Raw genomic sequence first — 21111 nt, 5'->3', positions numbered from 1 at the left:
TCCTACAATTTGCGCCACTCGCGGCCATCACGTTGCATAAATTGATCAGATTCATCTGGACCCCATGTGCCTGCTTCGTAGTGCGGCAATTGCTTCACCTCATCGTTTTCCCAGCGTTCGAGGATTGGGGTCATCAAAGCCCATTGGGCTTCGACCTCATCGCGGCGGGTAAACAGGGTTGGGTCGCCAAGCATGGCATCGAGCAACAAGCGTTCGTAGGCTTCTGGCGCTGCCACCCCAAACGACGAACCATAGCGAAAATCCATATTAACTGGATGGATAATCATGCGCTGGCCTGGTTGTTTGGCGCTAAATTTGAGCGTGATGCCTTCGTTTGGTTGAATGCGGAGCGCGAGCACGTTCGATTCAATTTCATCGCGAATTTCGGGGAACAGCAGCAACGGCGGTTTTTTGAATTGAATCGCAATTTCGGTGACCCGTTTGGCCAGCCGTTTGCCAGTGCGCAGGTAGAATGGTACACCAGCCCAGCGCCAATTGTCGATCTCGAATTTGAGCGCGACGAATGTTGGGGTGCGTGAGGCTGGATTAACGCCTTTCTCAGCTAAGTAGCTTGGCACTTCATCGCCGTTGATTGTACCATGATCGTATTGGGCACGCAGCGCATTCTGATCAACATCGCTGGCACTCATCGGGCGAATCGCATGCAGCACTTTAACTTTTTCGCCGCGCACTTCATGCTCGTTAAACTCAACTGGCGGTTCCATGGCGGTCAGGGTCAGCAATTGCATCATATGATTGGTGATCATATCGCGCAACGCGCCAGCTTCCTCATAAAACCCAGCCCGACTGCCGATGCCAAGGCTTTCGGCGACCGTAATTTGCACATGGTCGATGTAGTTGCGATTCCAAATTGGCTCGAAAATGGCGTTAGCAAAGCGTGCGACCAACAAGTTTTGCACGGTTTCTTTGCCAAGATAATGGTCGATGCGATAGACTTGGCTTTCATCAAAGGCGCGACTGACCAGATCGTTGAGTTCTTGCGCCGATTTGTAATCGTGGCCAAAGGGCTTTTCGACGATAATCCGCGACCAGCCATGGCTTTGTTCGGTCAATTTGACCTTTTGCAAGTTGCTAATCGCATCGTCAAACCACGATGGCGGAATTGCCAAATAGAACAGCCGATTACCGCCAGTGCTGCGTTGCTGATCGATTTGTTCGAGGCGGCTGGCAATTTGCTCGTAGGTGTTGAGGTCGCCAAACTCGCCGCCAACCCAAAACAGGCCTTCGGCAAAGGTTTGCCAAACTTCTTCGTTGATTGGCTGAACGCGCGAAAATTGCTCAGCACTTTTGCGCATCTCGGCGCGAAAATCATCGTCGCTCCATGGGCGGCGGCCAACACCAAGCAAAGAAAAGCCTGCGGGCACCATGCCTTCGCGGGCGAGATTATAGAGTGCAGGCAATAATTTACGGGCAGTGAGATCTCCGGTTGCACCAAAAATCACCACAGTACATGCTTCAGGGGTGCGAGCAATTCGTAAGCCTGCTCGCAAAGGATTTGGCTGGTCCACAAGCCCTCCTTAGGAACCACGCATAATGACAGGGCTACATCCTTCCTAGTAGCCCCGTTGCGTTTATAGCATAGCACTGTTTTGCAAAATGGTTAGTGGTTGTTGCTTGCGGCCATGATGCTTTGACGCGGCACAGCGAGGGTAAACGTCGAGCCAATGCCTGGTTCGCTCCAAACCCGAATATCGCCGCCAAGTAGCCGCGCCAAATGGCGACAAAGCGCTAAGCCCATGCCCGTGCCATCGTAGCGGCGCGTGCTTGAGGCATCAAGTTGGCTGAATTCAGCAAATAGCATGGGTAAATGCTCGTGATCAATCCCAATTCCCGTGTCACAGACCTCAAAAGCGATCATTTCTGGGTCGAGGCTATCGGGCGCAATCGTTAGCCGCACTTGGCCTTGTTCGGTAAATTTATTGGCGTTGTGCAACAGTTGGAAGATAATCTGGCGGACTTTTGAGCTATCCGAATAAACCCAGCTTGCATCTGGGTCGAGCTTAATTTCGAGTTGGTTGTTGCGTTTTTGAAATTGAGTGCGCAAACTAAGCTCAAGCGAATTGGTCACCATTTCGAGGTCAACATCATCGTAATGCACGTTTGATGCGCCTGATTCTAAATTCGCTACCTGCAAAATTGTTTCGATGACGTGCAATAAATGCCTGCCAGCGCTGCGCACTTGGCGCGCATCATCAGCAGATTGTTGTTGCTCACTGGCGCTTAGGTCATCGATCAGCAGCTCGCTATAGCCAATAATTGCATTCAGCGGCGTGCGCAACTCGTGGCTCATCATGCTCATAAAGGTGCTTTTGGAGCGGCTAAATACCTCGGCTGCCAAGGCGCTGCTTTTCAAACTATGAATTTCTTGGCTATCTTTGAGCAATTGTTGGGCTAAGCGTACCAGTTGTTGCACATGATTGATCGTGGCATTAATTTGCTGCTGGCTAAATGGGCGAATTTGCTCCAAGGCTATGCGGTAGCGCTCCCAATCGAGGCCTAGCTCTTGGGCATAACAACGATGCCATTGCCAATCGATCGGATCTTGGGCGATAAAATTGCGATTTTCAATCGTGCCTAAAACAGTATTATTGCTGATGACGGGCACGACCAGCCAAACCAAGCCGCCATGATGTTGGGCGATGACTGGTTGCTTGCTGGCGTAGGCTTGCTCGCGGGCTTGCTCAATCGTTTGGCCAAGCTTGCGCCAACCAGCGTGCTGGCCGATCAGTTGATAGAGCGAATCGTCGGCGAAGCATTGACGTTGGCTTTCGTGGAAACGTTGATAATGTTGCGGCTCTAGAAAATGGTCAAGCCCCAAACCAGCGTTGGTTTGCAAATCGAAGGCAATGTTGGTTAAATCGCGCAGGCTCGACAAGGTATCCCACAAGGTATTGGCTGGTAATAAACCAAAAATAGCAGGCAATGGTTGTTCAATGTGGCGCAAATGGGCGGCGATACCTTCGCAGGTCGTCCAATCGGCGGCCAAATAGGCCATGGTGGTGATTTGCGGTTGGCCGCTAGGCTGGCCAATCAGGCGAATTGCGCTGGTACGCACTGCGTTAAAATGGGCTGCATACGCACCGAAGGGCTTACGATCGCCGCGTTGAGGGCTAAAGTGATAATTCGGCGTGATCTGTAAATCTTCGACGTTGTGCCATGCACCTTCAGCATCGCGATATTGCACCTGCAGCGAAGTCCACCAGCCATGATCATCGAACATGGGGCCATGCATCCAATAAACCACATTTAATTTGGTGGGTTTGGGAAACGTCAGGGCATACCAATCGGGCGCATTATCGGGCTTAATCTCATAGGTATCGAACCAATGGCGATAATTGCCGCGCTGTGGGCCGAATAATAAAAAGCGCGGATCGTCAACGCCATCGCCAGCAGGGTGGCGTACCGAGCAGCTGGCACGCACGCCATAGGCATAACTTGCCAAGTGTTGGGGCGATGTCCGCCGAATACAAGTTGGATGATCAAAGAGATAATGCATAGCTGGCCCTCCCAAATGCCCGTGATAGCATGTATTGTACCCAGCTACGATGCTGGATAGAATTGATTTTGCTGATACCTTAGTCCCAACTGTAGGGTGGGTTTTTACCTATGCCGATCTCAAGCCTAGGGCATGACCATAGTTTTGGCCATGAATTGGCTGATTTGGATAATTGTTGTCAAAGCTTCACTTGACGAGTTAAGCATATGTTGCTAAAAATGAAGCCTAATGCTAGAATAGTAATTAGAATCATTCTAAGGTTGAAGCACAATGGCAATTATGCAACCTGAAGAGCGCGCACGGCGCTTGTTACGCGAATTGGAACACCATGGGTATCGACCAACCCCTCAACGCGAGGCGGTTTGTTGGGCTTTAGCGCGCCACGGCGGGCATCCCACTGCTGCTGAGATTGTCGAGGTGGTTAAACAGCATGGCATTGGCCAAGCCACGGTCTATAATACAATCACAACCTTGGAAAAGCTGGGGGTTATTCAGTCGATGCCGTTGAATACCGATGAGCACACCCGCTATGACCTCGATACAACTCCACATATGAACTTTGTTTGTTCGCAATGTGGCTCAATTATCGATTGTCATGCACCACAGCTTGACTTAATGTTGGCCCAAATTGCCTCGACCGCTGGCGCAACCTTCGAATCGGCCAATGTGGTGGTTTACGGACGCTGCGAACGTTGTAAAAATTAAAGTAAAGAGTGCTTCGGCACTTTTTATTTGATCTCAATTTAGAATCATTCTAAATTAAAACATTTAAAACAGTGCTAATAGCCGAAATTTTTTTATCAGCAATTTAGAATCATTCTCATTGCTAAGGAGCATGGGTCATGACAACGAGTGTTAGCAACCGCCACCTGCATGCTGAAGCACAAGCCGAACTCGATGAATTGGCAGCGTTGCCTTGGATGCTGCGATTAACCGCAATCTGTTTGCTGGCAACGGGCTTGGGCTGGGTTGCAGGCAGTTTTGCCAGCGTGCCAACCTGGATTCCTTGGGTGCTGTATGTGCTGGCGTTTGCCAGTGGCGGCTGGTTTCCGCTGGGCAATGCATGGGAAAGCCTGCGCCAACGCGAATTCGATGTTAATTTTTTGATGATTGTGGCTGCAATCGGCGCGGCAGCAGTTGGTCAGCCGCGTGAAGGCGCAATTTTGATGTTTTTGTTTGCGCTTTCGAATACGCTCGAAACCTATGCCATGGGCCGTACCCATCGCGCGGTCAATGCCCTGCTGGAGATGGCTCCCGACCAAGCGACGCGGATTGCTGCTGATGGCACGCAAGCAGTGGTTGCTGTGGCCGATTTAACGCTTGGCGATCGGGTGCTGGTGCGGCCTGGCGAGCGGATTCCGGTCGATGGCATTGTGCGCATCGGCGCTTCTTCGATCAACGAGGCTGCGATTACTGGCGAATCGTTGCCAGTCGATAAAGCTGCTGGCAGCAAGGTATTTGCTGGCACGCTCAATACCACTGGCGCATTGACGATTGAGGTAACGGTCGCGGTTGGCGATACAACCTTGGCGCGCATTATCGAAACTGTAGCGGAAGCCCGCAGCCAAAAAGCCAAAGCCCAAGATTTTACCGATCGCGTGATTGGCCAATATTATGCCTATGCTGTGGTCGCAATGACCTTGTTGGCGATTGCAATTCCCTTGCTGTTTCTCGATTGGGATTTGAAAACGACGCTCTATCGGGCGATGGCTTTGATGGTGGTTGCCTCGCCATGTGCCTTGGTCATTTCGATTCCAGCGGCGATGCTTTCGGCAATGGCCAACGCTGCTCGCCATGGTATGTTGTTCAAAGGTGGGCGCTATCTTGAAGCTGCCGCCAAGATCAAGGTTGTGGCCTTAGATAAAACTGGCACGCTGACGACCGGTCAATTGAGCGTAACCCAAACGCTTGATCTTGGCCAATATCCAACTGAACATTGGCTGAAAGCAGCAGCAGCGGTCGAAGCCTTTTCGGAGCATCCGTTGGCGAAGGCGATTGTGAACTACGCTGAGCAACACAACATCAGCGTGCCAACCGCCGTTGATTTTCAATCGATCACGGGCATGGGCGCACAAGCAGATGTGCATGGCCAGTTGGTGCAAGTTGGCCGACCGCGCTTGTGGGGCGAATTGGTGCAAGCCCAAGCCGCCAACCTTGAAGCCGAAGGCGCAACCGTGATTGGGGTTGGCACAACTGAGCAAGTATGGGGCCTGATCGCCTTGGCTGATACTGTGCGGCCTGAATCCAAGCAAGCGATTGCTGCGTTGCATGCTGCTGGAGTTAAACGCGTAGTGCTGTTGACTGGCGATAATCGGGCTGTTGCCCAGCATGTGGCTAGCCAACTTGGCATTGACGATGTACGGGCAGAATTGTTGCCTGGCGATAAAGCACGCATGATTGAAGAATTGCAGCAAACCTATGGCCCAGTAGCCATGGTTGGCGATGGAGTGAATGATGCACCGGCCTTGGCTAAAGCCGAATTAGGCGTAGCCATGGGTGTTGCTGGCACCGATGTCGCCTTGCAAAGCGCCGATGTGCTGTTGCTCAGCGACGATTTATTGAAGCTTGCTGAAGCTTTGCGGCTTGGTCGGCGCGCCCAACGGATTGTTTGGCAGAATATTGCCTTTGCTGGTGGCGTAATTGCTGTGCTGTTAGTTTCGGCGTTGTTTGGCAATATTGCCTTGCCATTGGGCGTGATTGGCCACGAAGGCAGCACGTTATTGGTGGTGGCCAATGGCTTGCGCTTATTGCGGCGCTAGCCAAAAAACATAAAGCCAAATATCAAAACCATTGCTACCAACATAAACCATGTCAAAGGGTCCTTGCTCAATTGACGATTCAGATTGGGCAAGGGCTTTTTGTAGGTATATTCGTGGCCACACTCAAGACATTGCACAAAAAAGCGCAGCATGTGAATCCCAGAGTTAAGCAAGGGTCGCATATGCTGTTTTTTGCTGCCACACTCAGGGCAAGCAAAGCTCGCGTGCATATCTTTGGCATTCGGCACATGATAATTGTCCATACAGCAGCTCCTCGTTTAGGTGGCCAATGAAGCGACGATGGCGATTAATAGCATTGAATTGCATCATAGCATGGCCCAAGTAGCTTGAGAAGATTTAGCGTCGAATGCTCCAGGCAATTCCAGCTTGCAGGGTGCTAAATGTTGTCAGTTGATCGAGCTGTTGGCCAAATGCCACCAACGATTGGGCGATCTCTGGGCTAAGCCCAGTCAGCACGAGTTGCGCACCAAGCAAGCGCACTGCATTGGCCGCCTTGAGCAACATTTCGGCAGTAAACCCATCAATTTGAGCTACGCCAGTAATATCGACCAAGGCGATGCGCGCCCGTTGTTGCTCGATACCTTGCAGCAAAGTGCGCAAAATCTGGCTAGCCCGCGCTTGATCGATGGCTCCGACCAAGGGCATAACCAGCATATCATCGCGGAAGGGAATCAGTGGCGTGGCTTGTTCAGCAATCACAACATCTTGGGCTTGAATCAATTGATCTTGCAGGGCTAGTTGTTTGGCTTGGCTGGCAAGAATATTGGCTTGAAATTGATTGCGCTCAGTTTCAGCCGCGTTGGTTGCCCGCTGAGCTTGCTCAAGCACAGCGAGGGTCTGATTGATGCTCGTAGCGAGGCCAGCCACTTCATCGTTGCCAACTACTGCGACGCGTTCATGCAAATTATTGGCCACATGTTTGATCTCGCTGCTCAGTTTGAGCACGCGGCTGATCACCACCCGATTGAGCAAAACGTAGAGGATTAATCCACCAACGGCGGTAACCGCAGCAGTCAAAATCAGCACAACCTGCAAGGCTTGTTGGCCATGATTGTAGATTGTGCGTGGCCGAACGATATTGACGACGAGCGCAGGCTTGGCTTGCAGATCGTTGATTTGTTGTAAACCGCGCAAGGCATGCTCATCGATTGGGCTAATGAGGCGGGGATTGGCTGCACTGAGCTGCTGCATTGAGCTGCGCAGATCGCTTGGTGGATTAACTGCATCTTCTAAGCGAAAAGGAAATAAGGTTGTCGCTGCCAATGTATCAAGCAGTTGTTGGTCGAGGTAACGCCCAAAAATCACTGTGCCACGAATTGGGCCTTGACCTTGGCTATTGATAATTGGCCGAGCCGCAATTAAGACAATACGCTCTTGAAAACGCACGATACCTAAATTACGCTGGGTTGGATCGCTAAACGTCGTCAATTGAGGCACTTGTTGCACAAAAGGCAAAAATTCTGCTGGTAAATCGCCAAATCTGCCAGCATCAGTCATACGACCGTAGATCAAGGCTTGTTGTTGGTCGAGAAAGGCCATGAGATTCAGCTTGTAGCTGGCAAAAACATCATCGCCAACATTATTGCTGATGTAATCGGCTTCGGGAGCTTCGATAAAAGCGTAGGTATCATCCCATGTTGACCATGAAACCAAGGCCGTATCGATGCGATTTTGCTCAGTTTGCACGGCATTCACTACCCGATCGAGGTCGGTTTGCATGGAGTTGGTTTCAAGCTCTGCAAACGATTGGAGTAATAGTATTCGCAGTGGAAAAATCAAGACAATCACTAAGAGCAGAAGGCTGGTTACAAGCACAATTGTTGTTTGGCGACGCAGTGAGCGCGTGCCAATAAAGGGCGTAGATGCCATAAAAGAACCTTACTAGATTGCTGAGTAGAACGTTGCGCCTATGATAGCACGTTCTCTCGATAGTATGGTTATGGCCTATCGAAATCACGAAGGGGAATGAGGCTACAGGCTATAGGCATGAGGCTATCGGAACAATTGTTGCCATTTCAACAAATCTCCGATAGTCAATAGCCTATAGCCCAATCCCTAATCCCTAATCCCTATGTTCTCTGTTCTATGCTCTCTGTTCTCTGTTCTTTCATCCTTCATCCTTCATCCTTCATCCTTTATACAAATTCCCCCTAGTAATTTTGGTAAAAATTTTTTATACTTTGACTATTGATTTTCCTCAACGGTGTGCAATATTCATAATTCTCTCAGGGCACACCTGCAATTACCACCCGGAGGTCGCATGCGCTTATTTCATGGTCTTTTACTGCTAAGCTTGGTTTTGCTAAGCTTCGGAAGTGCCGCTAGCAAGCCCCCCAGCGCCACAATTCCACCAAAGTTGTATCTTCAACGGGGCACGATTGATCTCACGGTGGCTAGCCAAACTCAGGCTGATCCATGGTTGCAGCCAATTGACGGGTATGCGGTTATTCAATTTAGCGGGCCGATTTTGCTGAAACAGCGCCAAGCAGTAGCAGCCACAGGCCTAGAAATTGTTGAATATCTGCCCGATTATGCCTATTTGGTGCGTGGCTCAGCAGCGCAGCAAGCAGCAGCCCGCACCATCGATGGCTTTTATGCTCGCGGCGCTTGGACGTTGGCCGATAAGGTTCAGCCTGGCTTGCTGAAATTGCTGCAACGTGGTCAATATCGCGGCTTGCCATTGCGCACAATCGGTTGGGATAACCAGTTGGCAAGCGCTGAACAAGCAGTCAAAGCCCAAGGCCTCACGCTCGATGCGATTCGTAGTGTTGATCAAATGCTGCAATTGGCTCGCATTAGCGAAGTGCGCTGGATCGAAGTGGTCAGCACACCCAAGCTGATCGATCAATATGCGCGGCAGGTGCAACAAGTCGAGCCAGTTTGGATGGATCGACAGTTATATGGCCAAAACCAAATTGTGGCCTACACCGACACGGGCTTGGATACTGGCTCGCTGGCAACCTTGAGCAACGATTTTGCCAACCGAATTCAGGCTACTCAGGTGCTCTCTGCTGGCAGTAATTGGGACGATAATCATGGCCACGGCACGCACGTTGCTGGCTCGATTGCTGGCAATGGGGCGCTTTCTGGCTCCAACCCAGCTAGCCACAGCTACACCAGCTCGATGGCTGGGATTGCGCCCGAGGCCAAGTTGGTGGTGCAAGCGTTTGAGGCTGATGTAAATGGTAATATCGTTGGCTTGCCAACCGATTTTTACCCAATGTATCAACAAGCCTACAATGCTGGTGCACGGATTCATAGCAATAGCTGGGGCGATGTGACGGGGCCTGTTACCGATACTGAAGCCTTGTATGGTGGTTATCCATACAGCGCTCAGCGCACCGACCAATTTTTGTGGGAACACCCCGATTACACCATGCTCTTTGGAGCAGGCAATAGCGGGGCCGATGGCGAAGTTGGTGAGATGGGTTTTTGTACTGGTGGCAATGGCGTGGTTGACCCCGATTCGCTGTTGACTCCAGCCACCGCCAAAAATGTGATTACGGTTGGGGCAAGCGAAAGCCCACGCCCAACTGGTGGCTATACCAGCTTGCCTTGGCTATTGCTGAGCTTTTGTTTTGCAACCGAGCCGATTCTTTCGGATACACTTTCGGACGATGCCAACGGGATGGCTGCATTCTCATCGCGCGGGCCAACCGACGATGGCCGGATCAAGCCCGATTTGGTTGCACCTGGCACCAATATCGTTTCTACTCGTTCGTATGGTAGTGGTGCAAGTACCTTGTGGGGCGTGCACGAAACCAACGGCAACTATGTTTATTCTGGCGGTACATCGATGGCAACGCCGCTGGTTGCTGGCACGGTCGCATTGATTCGCGAATGGTTAGCAACTGAAGGTCTGAGCAATCCAAGTGCAGCAGTGATCAAATCAATTGCGCTGAATACCACAGTTGATATTGCCCCTGGTCAATATGGCACTGGCGTAACCCAAGAAATTCCCTACAATCGACCAAACAGCGTGGCTGGTTGGGGGCGCAGCAATTTGAGCTTTATCACCAAAGCAGCGCCGTATGATTTGTGGGTTGATGATCATGCTGCTGGCTTGAGCACTGGCCAAACTGTGAGCTACAACCACACCACCAGCCAACCATTAACCGTCTTGACCAACACCCAACCATTGCGAGTGATGCTCAACTGGACTGATCCACCAGCATCGTTGGCTGCCGCTCAACAATTGGTCAATGATCTTGATTTAGTGGTGATTGGGCCTGATGGCACGCGCTACTATGGCAACAATCAGAGCACTGGCGACCGCACCAATAACCTCGAAGGCGTGATTATCAATACTCCACAACTTGGCGCATATCAAATTGAGGTTAATGCGCATAATGTGCCAATTGCCAGCCAAGCCTATGGTTTAGCGGTAGCTGGGCCATTGCGCGAGAGCAACGGCGGCGGTACACCAACCCCAACCACCGCTCCAACGAACACGCCAACGACTGGTCCGACCAACACCGCAACGGCGACCAACCCACCAACAATCACGGTGAGCAGCACGTCAACCGCGACGACCGCACCAAGCAACACGCCGACGGCGACGAATCCGCCAACAATCACGGTGAGCAACACGCCAACCGCGACGACTGCACCAAGCAACACGCCGACGGCAACGAATCCGCCAACAATCACGGTGAGCAACACGCCAACCGCGACGACTGCACCAAGCAACACCCCAACCACGGTAGTCAACCAATACCAGGTTTGGGCTCCGTGGGCCAGTAAATAAACCTAATTCCAGCAAAACCGCGATCAAATTTTTGATCGCGGTTTTGTTTTGCCCAAAATCACCCTTGACAGCCCAATCAGCACGCTCTATACTCTTGATTGAACGTTCAATCAATTTTTTGGAGTAGCGTATGACTGATGAACAAGGCGAACGGCGCGAGGCGATTTTAGAGGCTGCGCGGGCCGAATTTGCTGAAAAAGGCTTTCGGGGAGCAACGATTAAATCGATTGCTGCGCGAGCCAAGATTCAGTCGCCAGCCTTGATTTATTGGTATTTTCCAAATAAAGAGGCGCTGCTTGAGGCGGTGATGCAAGGCCAAATGCCGTTTTTGCAAACAGCCCAAGCGCTCGATGGCTTGCTCGAACGCGAGCCAAGCCAATTGCTAACGCTCTTAGCCAAAGGCTATTTGCAAGCAGGCGATAACCAGCGCACCGTCCAAATAATGCGGGTTATCTTGGGCGAAATGCTGCTTGGGCGCAACCCAACAGATTTGCTCAGCGAGCAGATCGTGCCGCAGATCAAGCAATTTTTGGAGCGCTACTTTCAACATCAGATTCAGCTTGGCCGCATGCGCCAGCACGATACGCGCGCCAGCAGTCGGGCCTTTATGGGCATGTTGATGCCGCAGATGTTGAGCAAGGTCATATTTCCTAGCTTGCAGGCCGACGGCTTAACCGACGACGAACATATTGCAACCACGATTGAGATTTTTCTGAATGGACTCAAGCCAAAGGAGTAAACCCATGAACGCAGTTGAAGTTCGGGGACTCACCAAACGTTACGGCAATGTCCAAGCGCTGCAAGGCATCGATTTAAGTGTGCCTGAAGGCATGATTTTTGGCTTACTTGGCGCAAATGGCGCAGGCAAATCGACCTTAATCAAAGCCTTGGTTGGCGCGCTCAAGCCCAATAGCGGCGATTGGCAAGTGCTCGGCCTGAATCCATTACGCGATCAAGCCAAATTGCGCGCATTAATTGGCTATATGCCGCAAGGTGTTGCGCTCTACGAAGATCTTTCGGCGCGCGAAAATTTGCGTTTTTTTGGCAGCGCCCACGGCGTACCTGAATTAGAACAACGAATTGGTGAAGCGCTTGAATTTACCGAATTGACCAACCGCGCTGATCATGCGGTTTATGGCTTTTCTGGTGGGATGAAAAAGCGGGTTTCGTTGGCCTGCGCCTTGTTGCACAAACCGCGCATGCTCTTGCTCGATGAACCAACGGCGGCGGTCGATCCGCATCTCAAGGTGCGTTCGTGGCAACTCTTTCGCGAATTGGCTAACGCTGGCACAACCCTGTTTATTAGCACGCACTTGATGGATGAAGCACTGCTCTGCGACCGCCTTGCCATCCAACAAGCTGGCCAAATTTTGATTGTCGATACGCCGCAGGCAATTTTGGAGCATGGCCAAACTCAATTAACTATCCAACAAGCTGGCCAAACCAGCACTCACCAAATCGCTAGCACGCCTAGCGCCTTGGCTGAAAGTTTAGCTGGCTATGGGCTGAATCCAGCTGTGCAAGCCATCGCCTTGCAACCAGATTCATTGGAAACGATTGTGTTGCGTATGCTGCAAAAAAGCGAGGTAGCCCAATGAGCCGAGTTTTGATTGTTGCCAAACGTGTATTAACCCAATTACGCCACGACAAACGCTTGCTTGGCTTGTCGGTGATGGCTCCGTTGTTGATTATTTATCTGTTGAAGATTTTCTTCGATACCATGCCCAAGGGCTTCAACAACGCCCGCTACATTATGCCGATTACCGCCTTTATGGTGCATTTTTTGGCCTTTTTGCTATGTGCGATTGTCTTGGTGCAGGAGCGTACAGCCGGAACCTTGGAGCGCATGTTTATCAATGGCTTTCGGCGCATCGAAATTATTGGCGGCTATGTGCTGGGCTACATTCTGCTGGCCACATTTCAAGCAATAATTGCCTTGGCCGAGGCCTTGTGGCTATTTGATTTGAGCTATGCTTGGGCCGACTTGGCCATGTTGTTTGGGGTGATTTGGCTCTTGGCTATCACATCGGTGATGCTGGGGATGTTTATCTCGACCTTTGCCCGCCACGAAGGCCAAGTGTTTCCGTTTATTCCATTGATTATCTTGCCGTCGGTATTTCTTTCTGGCTTGTTGATCAATCCTGAGCAACTGCCGACGTGGGCCAATTGGCTTGGCCATGCCTTTCCATTATTCTATGCCAATGATGCAATTCAAGAAATTATTGGCAAAACGCCAAGCGCCAGCGTTATTTGGACGAATATTGTGATTTTGCTTGGCTATGGCTTGTTTCTATTAACCTTGGCCTCGCGCACCTTGAAGGATGTTGAATGACATAAGAACATAGAACATAGAGCATAGAACATAAGCGTTTGTTGGTAAAAGTTTGGCTATTGACTAGAGGCTATTGGCTGTAAATCTTAAGTTTCAAACCACTCCTCGATAGCCAATAGCCTCTAAACAACCTGCATAGATTAAACTGACCCCTGACCTCTGACCCCTCGTCCTTACTCGTAAGTCACATTCTCCAAGCTGGGCATGGCGGCGATCCAGATTGGGCCAGCAGGAAAGATAATTTCCGCTTCGGCGCTATCATAAAAGCGCAATGGCGCTGATTCAGAAGCTTTGCGCCACGTTGCTGCTTGCATCGAACCATTGGCGAATACCAATGCTCGACCTTCGCCAACCACTTGCTGGTCGATGCGGCCTTTGTCGTCGCCGATAATTGGCGCTTCGAATACTTCCATGGTAACGATGCTTTTGAAGGTGAGTTGTTGCTCACTGACTGCATCAATATGCGGCCTGCCGCGGCGCAAACGAGCATATTCGTTGGTATCTGGGTCGTAGCGCCAGCCAGCAGGGTCGTCGGGGTAGATGAAGAAATAATCGATTGTGCTAATTGGCTCAGCGACTGGAACTTCTGGGGCAAACAAATAGCCAACTTCGCTGACATCTGCTTGGGCGCTGGAGCTAGCGCGATCTGCGACATATTTGGCAATTTCGGCGGCGCTGGTATACAAATTATGCGGGGCATCGCGTTCTAACGAACGGCGCGAATAATCGAAAATCTGGCGGTCTTCTAAGCTCACCAAATCAATATCAATCACCAAATCGTTGTCGTCGGCGGCTAAGCGCTCCAAGCCTTCTGGGCTACCACCAGCGTGGGTATAGACCGCGCGAAAGCCCATGGCCCATTGCACAAAGTAGAGCCGTGCAGAGCGTACCGGCCCCAAATCGCCTGCAACCTCAACCAAATCGGGGGTGAAAACCGCCATATAGCGGGTTACGCCATACTCGGCCAAGGCCTCAAACACAATCGCCGCTTGGTCTAAGCCCGTTTGCGGATAGGCAGCTGGAAAGTTGTCGATCATTGTGATGTACGGGCGTTGCCTGAGCGTGCCCCGCGCCATGGCAGGCCGCCCAGTTCGTGGGTCGCTGCTGATGGGCGTGGCGGTTGGCACAGGCGTTGGGCTTGGCGGCGTGGTTGAGGTTGGCGCAAGCGTTGGGCTTGGCGGCGTGGTCGCGGTTGGGCTAGGTTGGGCTGGCACCGTCGCTGTTGGCGCTCCGGTTGTGCTGCATGCTGCTAGAATAAGCAGCAATATAATAAAAAACCATCGACGCATGCAAAAACCCCCTGACATTGAACATAAGATCGCGCTTGATCAGATCTATGGTCGAGAAAAGACTTGATAGGTTTGATTTTGGCTCGTTAGCTGCCAATTATCTGTTTGTAGATTTTTGGCAATTGGGCTATCAATTTCAACTAAGGCGCATTTTATCTGATATTGCTCGAACAATGGCTTGTATGCACCATTATCTTCAGTTTGCATATTCGTATTCATAAAATCTTTTGGATATGGATCAAAGCGATTATCAATAAATACTGGACGTTCAGGCAAATACCAAATCAAATCACCGCCACTATTATAGGAATTATAGATATTTCCCGAACAATTTTTGATTGAATCGAGAATCGATTGGGATAATAACGGTGTGCGTTGAATCCAGCTAAAAGTAACTAAACTAATTGCGATAATCGCAGTTAGACCTAGAATGACCCCTTGCATTGGTTCGAATGCGCTGGTTTTGCTTGGTTTATAGGGCGTAACTGCAAACATTTTGAATAATAACAATACTGCCAGCACATCAAAAAATACATTTTGGCGTACTGAACGAAATGCCATAAAGCCGAACAAAATCGTAGCCAGGGCTAAAAACCATTCATAATTCGTGCTTGGCTTATAACGGCGACGATACCACGTTAATCCCACTACAATAACCAGTAAAAAATATGGATAACTGGCAAGGCTCGTAAAACGTTGTGGCTGCCATTCTTCAATATAGGCATAGGTGCTGCTATCCAGCGAATTGAGCGTAAAGAGCCATAATTCATAGCCATGGGGATTACATAAGCTGGCTAGAAATGAAAGTGCACTGATTGCAAGCCAACGTATAACATCCTGACGTTGCACAATATTTACCGCAGTGATAATGCCAATCAGCACCATTCCAACCACAAATCCAGCATGTAGATTAGCCCAAATTAACATAAATGGGATAATCCACCAGTGATATTTACGTTGCTGAATCATTAAAACTAACAGAACAAATAAAAAAATCGTAATAATTTGCGGTCGAATGCTCCAACCTTTAACATTATCAACGATGCCAAGAGTTAAGAGTAAAATTGCTAATTTAGGATTGATTTTTTCTGAACGATAAATTAAATACCATGTACAGAAAATGATGCTGGCAAATGCTGCAACTAATAATGGATAACTCCCAATTGCATATAAAATATACATCATTGTTTGAGTTAACCATTCATGATTTGGCCAGAAATTGCCTTGATTTGTCCAACTATAGAGATCGGTGGTGATAATTGTGCGTTGTTGAACAATATCTTGGCCAGTGCGCAATAACCACCACGTATCACTTTGTAATGGAACTAATAATGCCATCCCTAGCAACATGAGGCCCGAAACCCATAACAGAAACCGATCAAACGACCATTCTTGTGGTTTGAACCAAGCTTTGATCATAGAGTTTTCCCCGTGCTAAAAATCGAGGGATGGGCTACTTCCATTATGCTGCTTATTTATGCCAATGCCATTGTGAAGGAATATAAATCGCCCCAAATTGCTCGCCAATCGAGGCTGCATAGACCCGCAAATCGTGCTTGCGATCGTGATGATCATACGGATGGGTCAGGGTATGATCGTAGAGCGCAACTGAAAGTTCGTAGTTGCCTTCGAGCAGCGGCAAGTTCTCGATGTGATAATCGACATAGCCTTGTTCGGCAATTTCGGGAATTTCGAGGCCAGCAAAGCGTGAATTTGGCCCATTGATATGAAAGCCAGTGCGATGGTGAATCGCAACCCCAAAAACTGGTTTTTCAATTGGCTCGTGGGCTTGATAGTGCATGCGAATGGTTAAGGCTTGGCCAGTGATTGCGGTCTGAATCTCTTCGCCAGCAGCATTGAGCAATTCAACCTTGTAGATTTCGGCCTCGCGGCTGCCCCAACGCCGAGCATCGAATTCGGGAGCTGGCTCGGCGGCTACTTCTTCGCTTTCCGTTTCGCTGCTGACAACTTCTGGTTCGGGAGCTTCAGCGGCTTTTTCGGCCTCAATCCGCTCTGCATCGCGTTGGTTGGTTTCGGCCAAATAGTCATCGATCGTTTCGGTTGGTGTGCTATCGACCATCAAATTGCCATGATGAAACCACAAGGCGCGATCGCACAAATCGCGAACTTGGCCCATGGCATGCGAAACAAACAAAATCGTCTTACCACGCCGCTTGAGTTGATAAATTCGATCGAGACATTTGCGCTGGAACAACTCATCGCCGACCGCCAATACTTCGTCGGTAATCAAAATATCGGGATCGACATTGATTGCCACGGCAAAGCCCAAGCGCATATACATGCCCGATGAATAGTGCTTGACCGGCATATCGATAAATTCTTCTAGCTCGGAGAAGCGAATGATTGCTGGAACTTTTTGAGCCATTTCGGCCCTACTGAACCCAAGCAGCGAGCCATTCAAAAAGATATTTTCGCGGCCTGTCAGGTCGGGGTGAAAGCCTGAACCAAGCTCAAGCAAAGCTGAAACCCGCCCATCGACCACGACTTTGCCGCTGTTGGGCTGCAAAATGCGCGTAATCAGCTTGAGGGTTGTTGATTTGCCGGAACCGTTGTGGCCAATCAGGCCCACCGTTTCGCCGCGATTGATTGTAAAACTCACATCGCGCAAGGCCCAAAAATCTTCATCGGGCACTGCTTGGGGCTTGAACAAGCCTGCGATCCGTTCCTGAATGCTATTGCGCCGATCGCGCTTGATTGTAAAATGCTTGGAGACGTTCTCAAAAATAATCATCATTGCCTCGCTTAGAGTTCTTCGCCAAATCGGGCGCTGTAATGGTTAAACACATAGGCTCCGAAACACAGCACAATCAAGGCGGTCAGACCAGTTCGCGCCACTCCGTCGAGGCTTGGCAAGCCAGGCGTTGGATAATCGGGAATATTGGTGACCCCACCATAGGCAATATCGCGATAGAAATCGACAATTGAGGCCATTGGATTGAGCCACCGCACTAGTTTGGCATAATTGGCGCTGGCAATATTATCTAAGGGGTAGAATACTGGCGTGATAAAAAACCACAATTGCAGCACAATCCCCATAATATGCGAAACATCACGATAAAATACCGTGATTGACGATAAGAAGAGAATCATTCCCAAAATAAACATACTTTCGATGATGATAATGACTGGCATCAATAAAAGCGTTGCTTTGATTGGCGCACCAGTAATAAACATAATCAAAAACATAATTGGCAATGCCAGCATGAAATTTACCAAATTGGAAATTAATGTGGTGATTGGCAAAATTTCGCGTGGGAAATAAACCTTTTTGATCAAGTTGGCGTTGCTGATCACGCTCATCATACCTTCAGCCATGCCGCCAATAAAATAATTCCACGGTAATAATGCCACCATCAAGAAAATATGAAAATGGCGAATATTGGAATTGAGCAGCAGGCCGAAAATAATATAGAAGATCGAAATCATCAACAATGGGTTGAGCAACGACCAAACATAGCCCAAGGCCGAGTTTTTGTAGCGTGAGCGTAAATCGCGCAGCACCAAGTTGCGAATCAGCTCGCGATAGGCCCAAAGCTCACGTACTTTATCGACGATACCAATTGCGCGATCGGCTAGCACCAACAAAATGCCGCCAACGATACCAACCGCCAAGGCCAAGCCAAATTTGAGCGCAAAATTTTGCGAACGGGCTTGGGTTGGCAAGAGCGCTGCTTGTTTGACATAAGCAGCGCTGGCTTTGCTATCATTGGATTGGTAGCGCGGGTCGGCGTAGAGCACATCGGTCAGGATGGTGCCAATTAAGCCGCGGGCGGTTTTGAGGTCGCGCGCCCGTTCTGCTGCTAAATCTGGTTGCCGTAACTCAACGGCAATCTGATCGAAGCGCACTTCAAACGCGCGCACCAGATCATTGAGATCCTCGGCATTGATTGCTGGCAGTTCAGTGTTGGCATGCAACGAAAAATCAAAGGCTTGTACACCGATCAATTCGCGCAAACGGCGACCAAGCTCATTGTTGGCTGGCTGATTTTTGAGCAATAAGCCAAGCTCATATTCCATCAAGCGGCGCAAACTATCGCGGCCACCAGCCGCCCGCACCTGCTGAATCAGCTTTTGGGCGGTGTAATCGGCGGCGGCTTGGGCATCTTCTGGAGAGGTCGCTTGGGCGGTTAAGATTAAACTGCCATCAGCAGCAGGTGCGGCACAGGCTGAGCCGAAGGTATTGCTGCCAAATTTGGGCAAAATGCTTTTGACCACGTTGCGGCTGGCATCGCATAACTGATTTTGCAAGGCTTGTTCGGCCATAAAACTGCGATAGCGTTGCGGATTGAGTTGAATCGTGGCGCTTGCATCGTATTGAACCGTTTGGAAAAACAGGGTTGGCGCTGAAATTAGCACGGTCATGCCAATTGTCAGCAACAACAAAAACCAATGAAAGCCGCCTAACCGACGACGTTTGCCATTTACGGTACGTGCGGCGTTGATGGTTTGAGCCATATCGTAATCTCCTCGGCGGAGTTTGCTGGTAAATCAAGAATCAGCCGATGTTGGGCCTGATCAAAGCTGCCTTTATCGCTGCCAATGCTTTCAGCAGGAAGCCGCAAGCTTAGCTGCGCCAAATCAAAACGACTTTGGTTGGCTAGGCGAATCTGGAGTTGTTCAGGAGTTTGTTCGATGGTGAGTTGAATGGATTTGAGCGCACGCCAGCGGTCGGCAATCTCCGGCACGGTGGCGATCCACGCTTGAGCAGCAACCGCCTGTTGAATGGCGGTTTGCCAAACAGCGATTTGCGCAGGATTATAAATTTCGTAATTATGGGCATAGATGTCGATGACTCCGCCGCTGGCCATGGCTTGCTGCAAATAGGTGGTTGCAGTGAGTGCGGTTTGCGGCGTGAGATAGACATCTGGCAATGCAACCAGATCGTGGCCTGGCAATTGGCGCGGTTGCCACCAGCGGCGATCAATCAACAAGTGGCGATCGTTTAAGCCGCGTTGAAGGTTGGTTGCATCGAGCACCCGCGTCCGCACCACGGTGCGAATGCCAGCGGCGCGTAAGGTTTGCCAATGAGCTTCGGTTACGCCGTCGCTGCCGCCATAGGGAAACGCGAGGCTGCTGGCTGGTGCAAGCCCTTGGCTGATTGCCAATTCGTGCCATGCGCTGCTATCGCTGGCTAGCTCGTTGGCCTGAGCAAACCCGACGTACATATGGCTAAACGTATGGCTTTCGATTGTTTGTTGGGCGGCGTGTAATGGCGCAAGCAAATCGCCAAAATACCAAGCAGGATCGCTTTCGACCGTGCCATAGGGATCGTGGCTGAACCATGGCGTTTGCGACCAATCGATCGTTTGCCAACGGCGCGGCGTGCTGGCGGCCCAAGCAAAGGTTGGATCGCCCATCCAGGTGCGGCGCTCTTGGTTGCCGAATAAAAAATTATAGCCATTGCCAAACCATGTGCCGCGAATCTGATGTGGCGCAAATAAATCGAGTAAATTGTGGGTGCCTTGGCGTGCTTGCAAGCCCAAACTGGTGGCGCTGCTGATGGCATCGGTCGGCAAACTGAGCGAGTGAATTGCCCCGCCCATGGCAGTTTCCCAATCGACGCTAAAGCTCACGGCGGCAACCGCGCCCTGTGGATAGGGTTCGATATAAATGCCTGCTGCGGCCATACTCAAATTATCAAGATAAATGGTGTCATCGGAAAGCGCGTGGATTGAAATTGCAACCCAAGCTGCTTGGCTGGGGCTTGGCTCAGTTTCAAGCAAAATTGGGGTCCAGGTTGGTGCGCCTTGGCTATCGAAGCCCAGCAGTATGGGTTCTTGCTTATCGAGCCGAATATCATCGCCAGCGGCATCGACCCAATGCACCCAAACCTGAATTTGTGCACCGACGCTGCTGCGTTGGGTTCCGGGGTCGATTAATGCTTGAAAACCAAGCCGATAGCGCTGACCTGCTTGAGCCGTGAGGCGTGGTGAGCGAGCAAAACTATTGACCCCATACAATTGCAAACTATACGTATCGTCGAGCACATAGCCATTGGTGGTGTCGGCGCGTTTGAGGCCATTGCCCGTCCAGCCATCAGGAATTCCGTTATCGGCAGCGCTTTGCCAATCGGCGTTGGCCAGAATATTGCCGCCAGTCCACGTGCGTGGCGAGCGATCGGGGCGCAACCATTGAGCGATCAGCAGGCCGCCAAGGCCAAACAAAGCCATGGTCAGGATGATCAGAATCGAAGATTGACGAAACCGCTGCATGTAAAGCCCTTCGAGTTAGTGCGTGCTCAACGCAATTGCGCATTTTAACACAGGGCTGGCTGCTTGACAAAAAATAGCCTTCAGCACTTTACTCAGCTATGCCCAGCCACTCGCGTTGTTGCAGCTGAATTGGGCTGGCAGAACGGGGGCAAGCTAGCGCAGCAGCGTAGCCAGCAGGCGCAGCGAGTGGCTGCAGATGCCATTGATCAACCG

At 50.5% G+C, this 21111-nt stretch carries 15 protein-coding genes; 6 read left to right on the top strand and 9 right to left on the bottom strand.

All coding sequences use genetic code 11. The annotated features are described in order from the left end of the window. Positions 1-2: 2 nt before the first annotated feature. On the bottom strand, positions 3-1529 hold the full coding sequence (zwf, locus tag C5S61_RS10380) for a glucose-6-phosphate dehydrogenase (protein WP_110514989.1): 1527 nt from the start codon (positions 1527-1529) through the stop codon (positions 3-5). Between the two features lie 92 nt (positions 1530-1621). Further along, the gene (locus tag C5S61_RS10375; RefSeq protein WP_110514988.1) at positions 1622-3517 is read right to left on the bottom strand and encodes a sensor histidine kinase; all 1896 of its coding nucleotides are present in this window, start codon (positions 3515-3517) and stop codon (positions 1622-1624) included. 270 nt (positions 3518-3787) lie between these two features. Between C5S61_RS10375 and C5S61_RS10370 the strand changes: the two genes are divergently transcribed. Together C5S61_RS10370 and C5S61_RS10365 are read left to right on the top strand one after the other, a co-directional pair. Further along, positions 3788-4222: a Fur family transcriptional regulator gene (locus tag C5S61_RS10370; protein ID WP_110514987.1), complete on the top strand. Its 435-nt coding sequence runs from the start codon at positions 3788-3790 to the stop codon at positions 4220-4222. 137 nt (positions 4223-4359) lie between these two features. After that, positions 4360-6276 (top strand): heavy metal translocating P-type ATPase, encoded by a 1917-nt coding sequence (locus tag C5S61_RS10365; protein WP_110514986.1) that lies wholly within the window; start codon positions 4360-4362, stop codon positions 6274-6276. Here the strand turns inward: C5S61_RS10365 and C5S61_RS10360 are convergent. Both C5S61_RS10360 and C5S61_RS10355 read right to left on the bottom strand, forming a co-directional pair. Continuing rightward, complete coding sequence (locus C5S61_RS10360) at positions 6273-6539, bottom strand: hypothetical protein (protein ID WP_110514985.1); 267 nt, start codon at positions 6537-6539, stop codon at positions 6273-6275. The genes C5S61_RS10365 and C5S61_RS10360 overlap by 4 nt on opposite strands. A gap of 94 nt (positions 6540-6633) precedes the next feature. After that, positions 6634-8166: a CHASE4 domain-containing protein gene (locus C5S61_RS10355; RefSeq protein WP_110514984.1), complete on the bottom strand. Its 1533-nt coding sequence runs from the start codon at positions 8164-8166 to the stop codon at positions 6634-6636. Positions 8167-8557: 391 nt separating this feature from the next. On the opposite strand from C5S61_RS10355, the gene C5S61_RS10350 reads away from it, so the two are divergent. From C5S61_RS10350 to C5S61_RS10335, 4 genes are all read left to right on the top strand, one after another. Beyond that, the gene (locus C5S61_RS10350) at positions 8558-11044 is read left to right on the top strand and encodes a S8 family serine peptidase (protein ID WP_110514983.1); all 2487 of its coding nucleotides are present in this window, start codon (positions 8558-8560) and stop codon (positions 11042-11044) included. Positions 11045-11174: 130 nt separating this feature from the next. Continuing rightward, positions 11175-11783, top strand: a complete 609-nt coding sequence (locus C5S61_RS10345) for a TetR/AcrR family transcriptional regulator (RefSeq protein WP_110514982.1) — start codon at positions 11175-11177, stop codon at positions 11781-11783. A 4-nt stretch (positions 11784-11787) separates the two neighbouring features. Beyond that, positions 11788-12642 carry an ABC transporter ATP-binding protein gene (locus tag C5S61_RS10340; protein ID WP_110514981.1) on the top strand — a complete coding sequence of 285 codons (855 nt, stop codon included), beginning with the start codon at positions 11788-11790 and terminating at the stop codon, positions 12640-12642. Continuing rightward, entirely contained in the window at positions 12639-13376 is a 738-nt protein-coding gene (locus tag C5S61_RS10335) for an ABC transporter permease (RefSeq protein ID WP_110514980.1), read from the top strand. Before C5S61_RS10340 ends, C5S61_RS10335 begins: the two co-directional genes overlap by 4 nt. 173 nt (positions 13377-13549) lie before the next feature. On the opposite strand, the gene C5S61_RS10330 is transcribed toward C5S61_RS10335, so the two are convergent. The 5 genes from C5S61_RS10330 to C5S61_RS10310 are packed head-to-tail and all read right to left on the bottom strand — an operon-like array spanning position 13550 to position 20898. After that, positions 13550-14665, bottom strand: coding sequence for a DUF3048 domain-containing protein (locus C5S61_RS10330; protein WP_205701383.1), 1116 nt, complete (start codon positions 14663-14665; stop codon positions 13550-13552). Positions 14666-14710: 45 nt separating this feature from the next. Next, the gene (locus C5S61_RS10325) at positions 14711-16084 is read right to left on the bottom strand and encodes an MraY family glycosyltransferase (protein WP_110514978.1); all 1374 of its coding nucleotides are present in this window, start codon (positions 16082-16084) and stop codon (positions 14711-14713) included. Positions 16085-16136: 52 nt separating this feature from the next. Further along, positions 16137-17417, bottom strand: a complete 1281-nt coding sequence (locus C5S61_RS10320; protein WP_110514977.1) for an ABC transporter ATP-binding protein — start codon at positions 17415-17417, stop codon at positions 16137-16139. 11 nt (positions 17418-17428) lie between these two features. Continuing rightward, on the bottom strand, positions 17429-19141 hold the full coding sequence (locus C5S61_RS10315) for an ABC transporter permease (protein WP_110514976.1): 1713 nt from the start codon (positions 19139-19141) through the stop codon (positions 17429-17431). Further along, a complete protein-coding gene (locus C5S61_RS10310) occupies positions 19108-20898 on the bottom strand; it encodes a polysaccharide deacetylase family protein (RefSeq protein WP_110514975.1) in 1791 nt (596 codons plus the stop codon). The genes C5S61_RS10315 and C5S61_RS10310 overlap by 34 nt, the downstream gene beginning before the upstream one ends. Between the last annotated feature and the right edge of the window lie 213 nt (positions 20899-21111).

Source organism: Herpetosiphon llansteffanensis, assembly GCF_003205875.1.
GTDB lineage: Bacteria > Chloroflexota > Chloroflexia > Chloroflexales > Herpetosiphonaceae > Herpetosiphon > Herpetosiphon llansteffanensis.
This window is presented reverse-complemented; position numbering and strand designations above follow the sequence as displayed.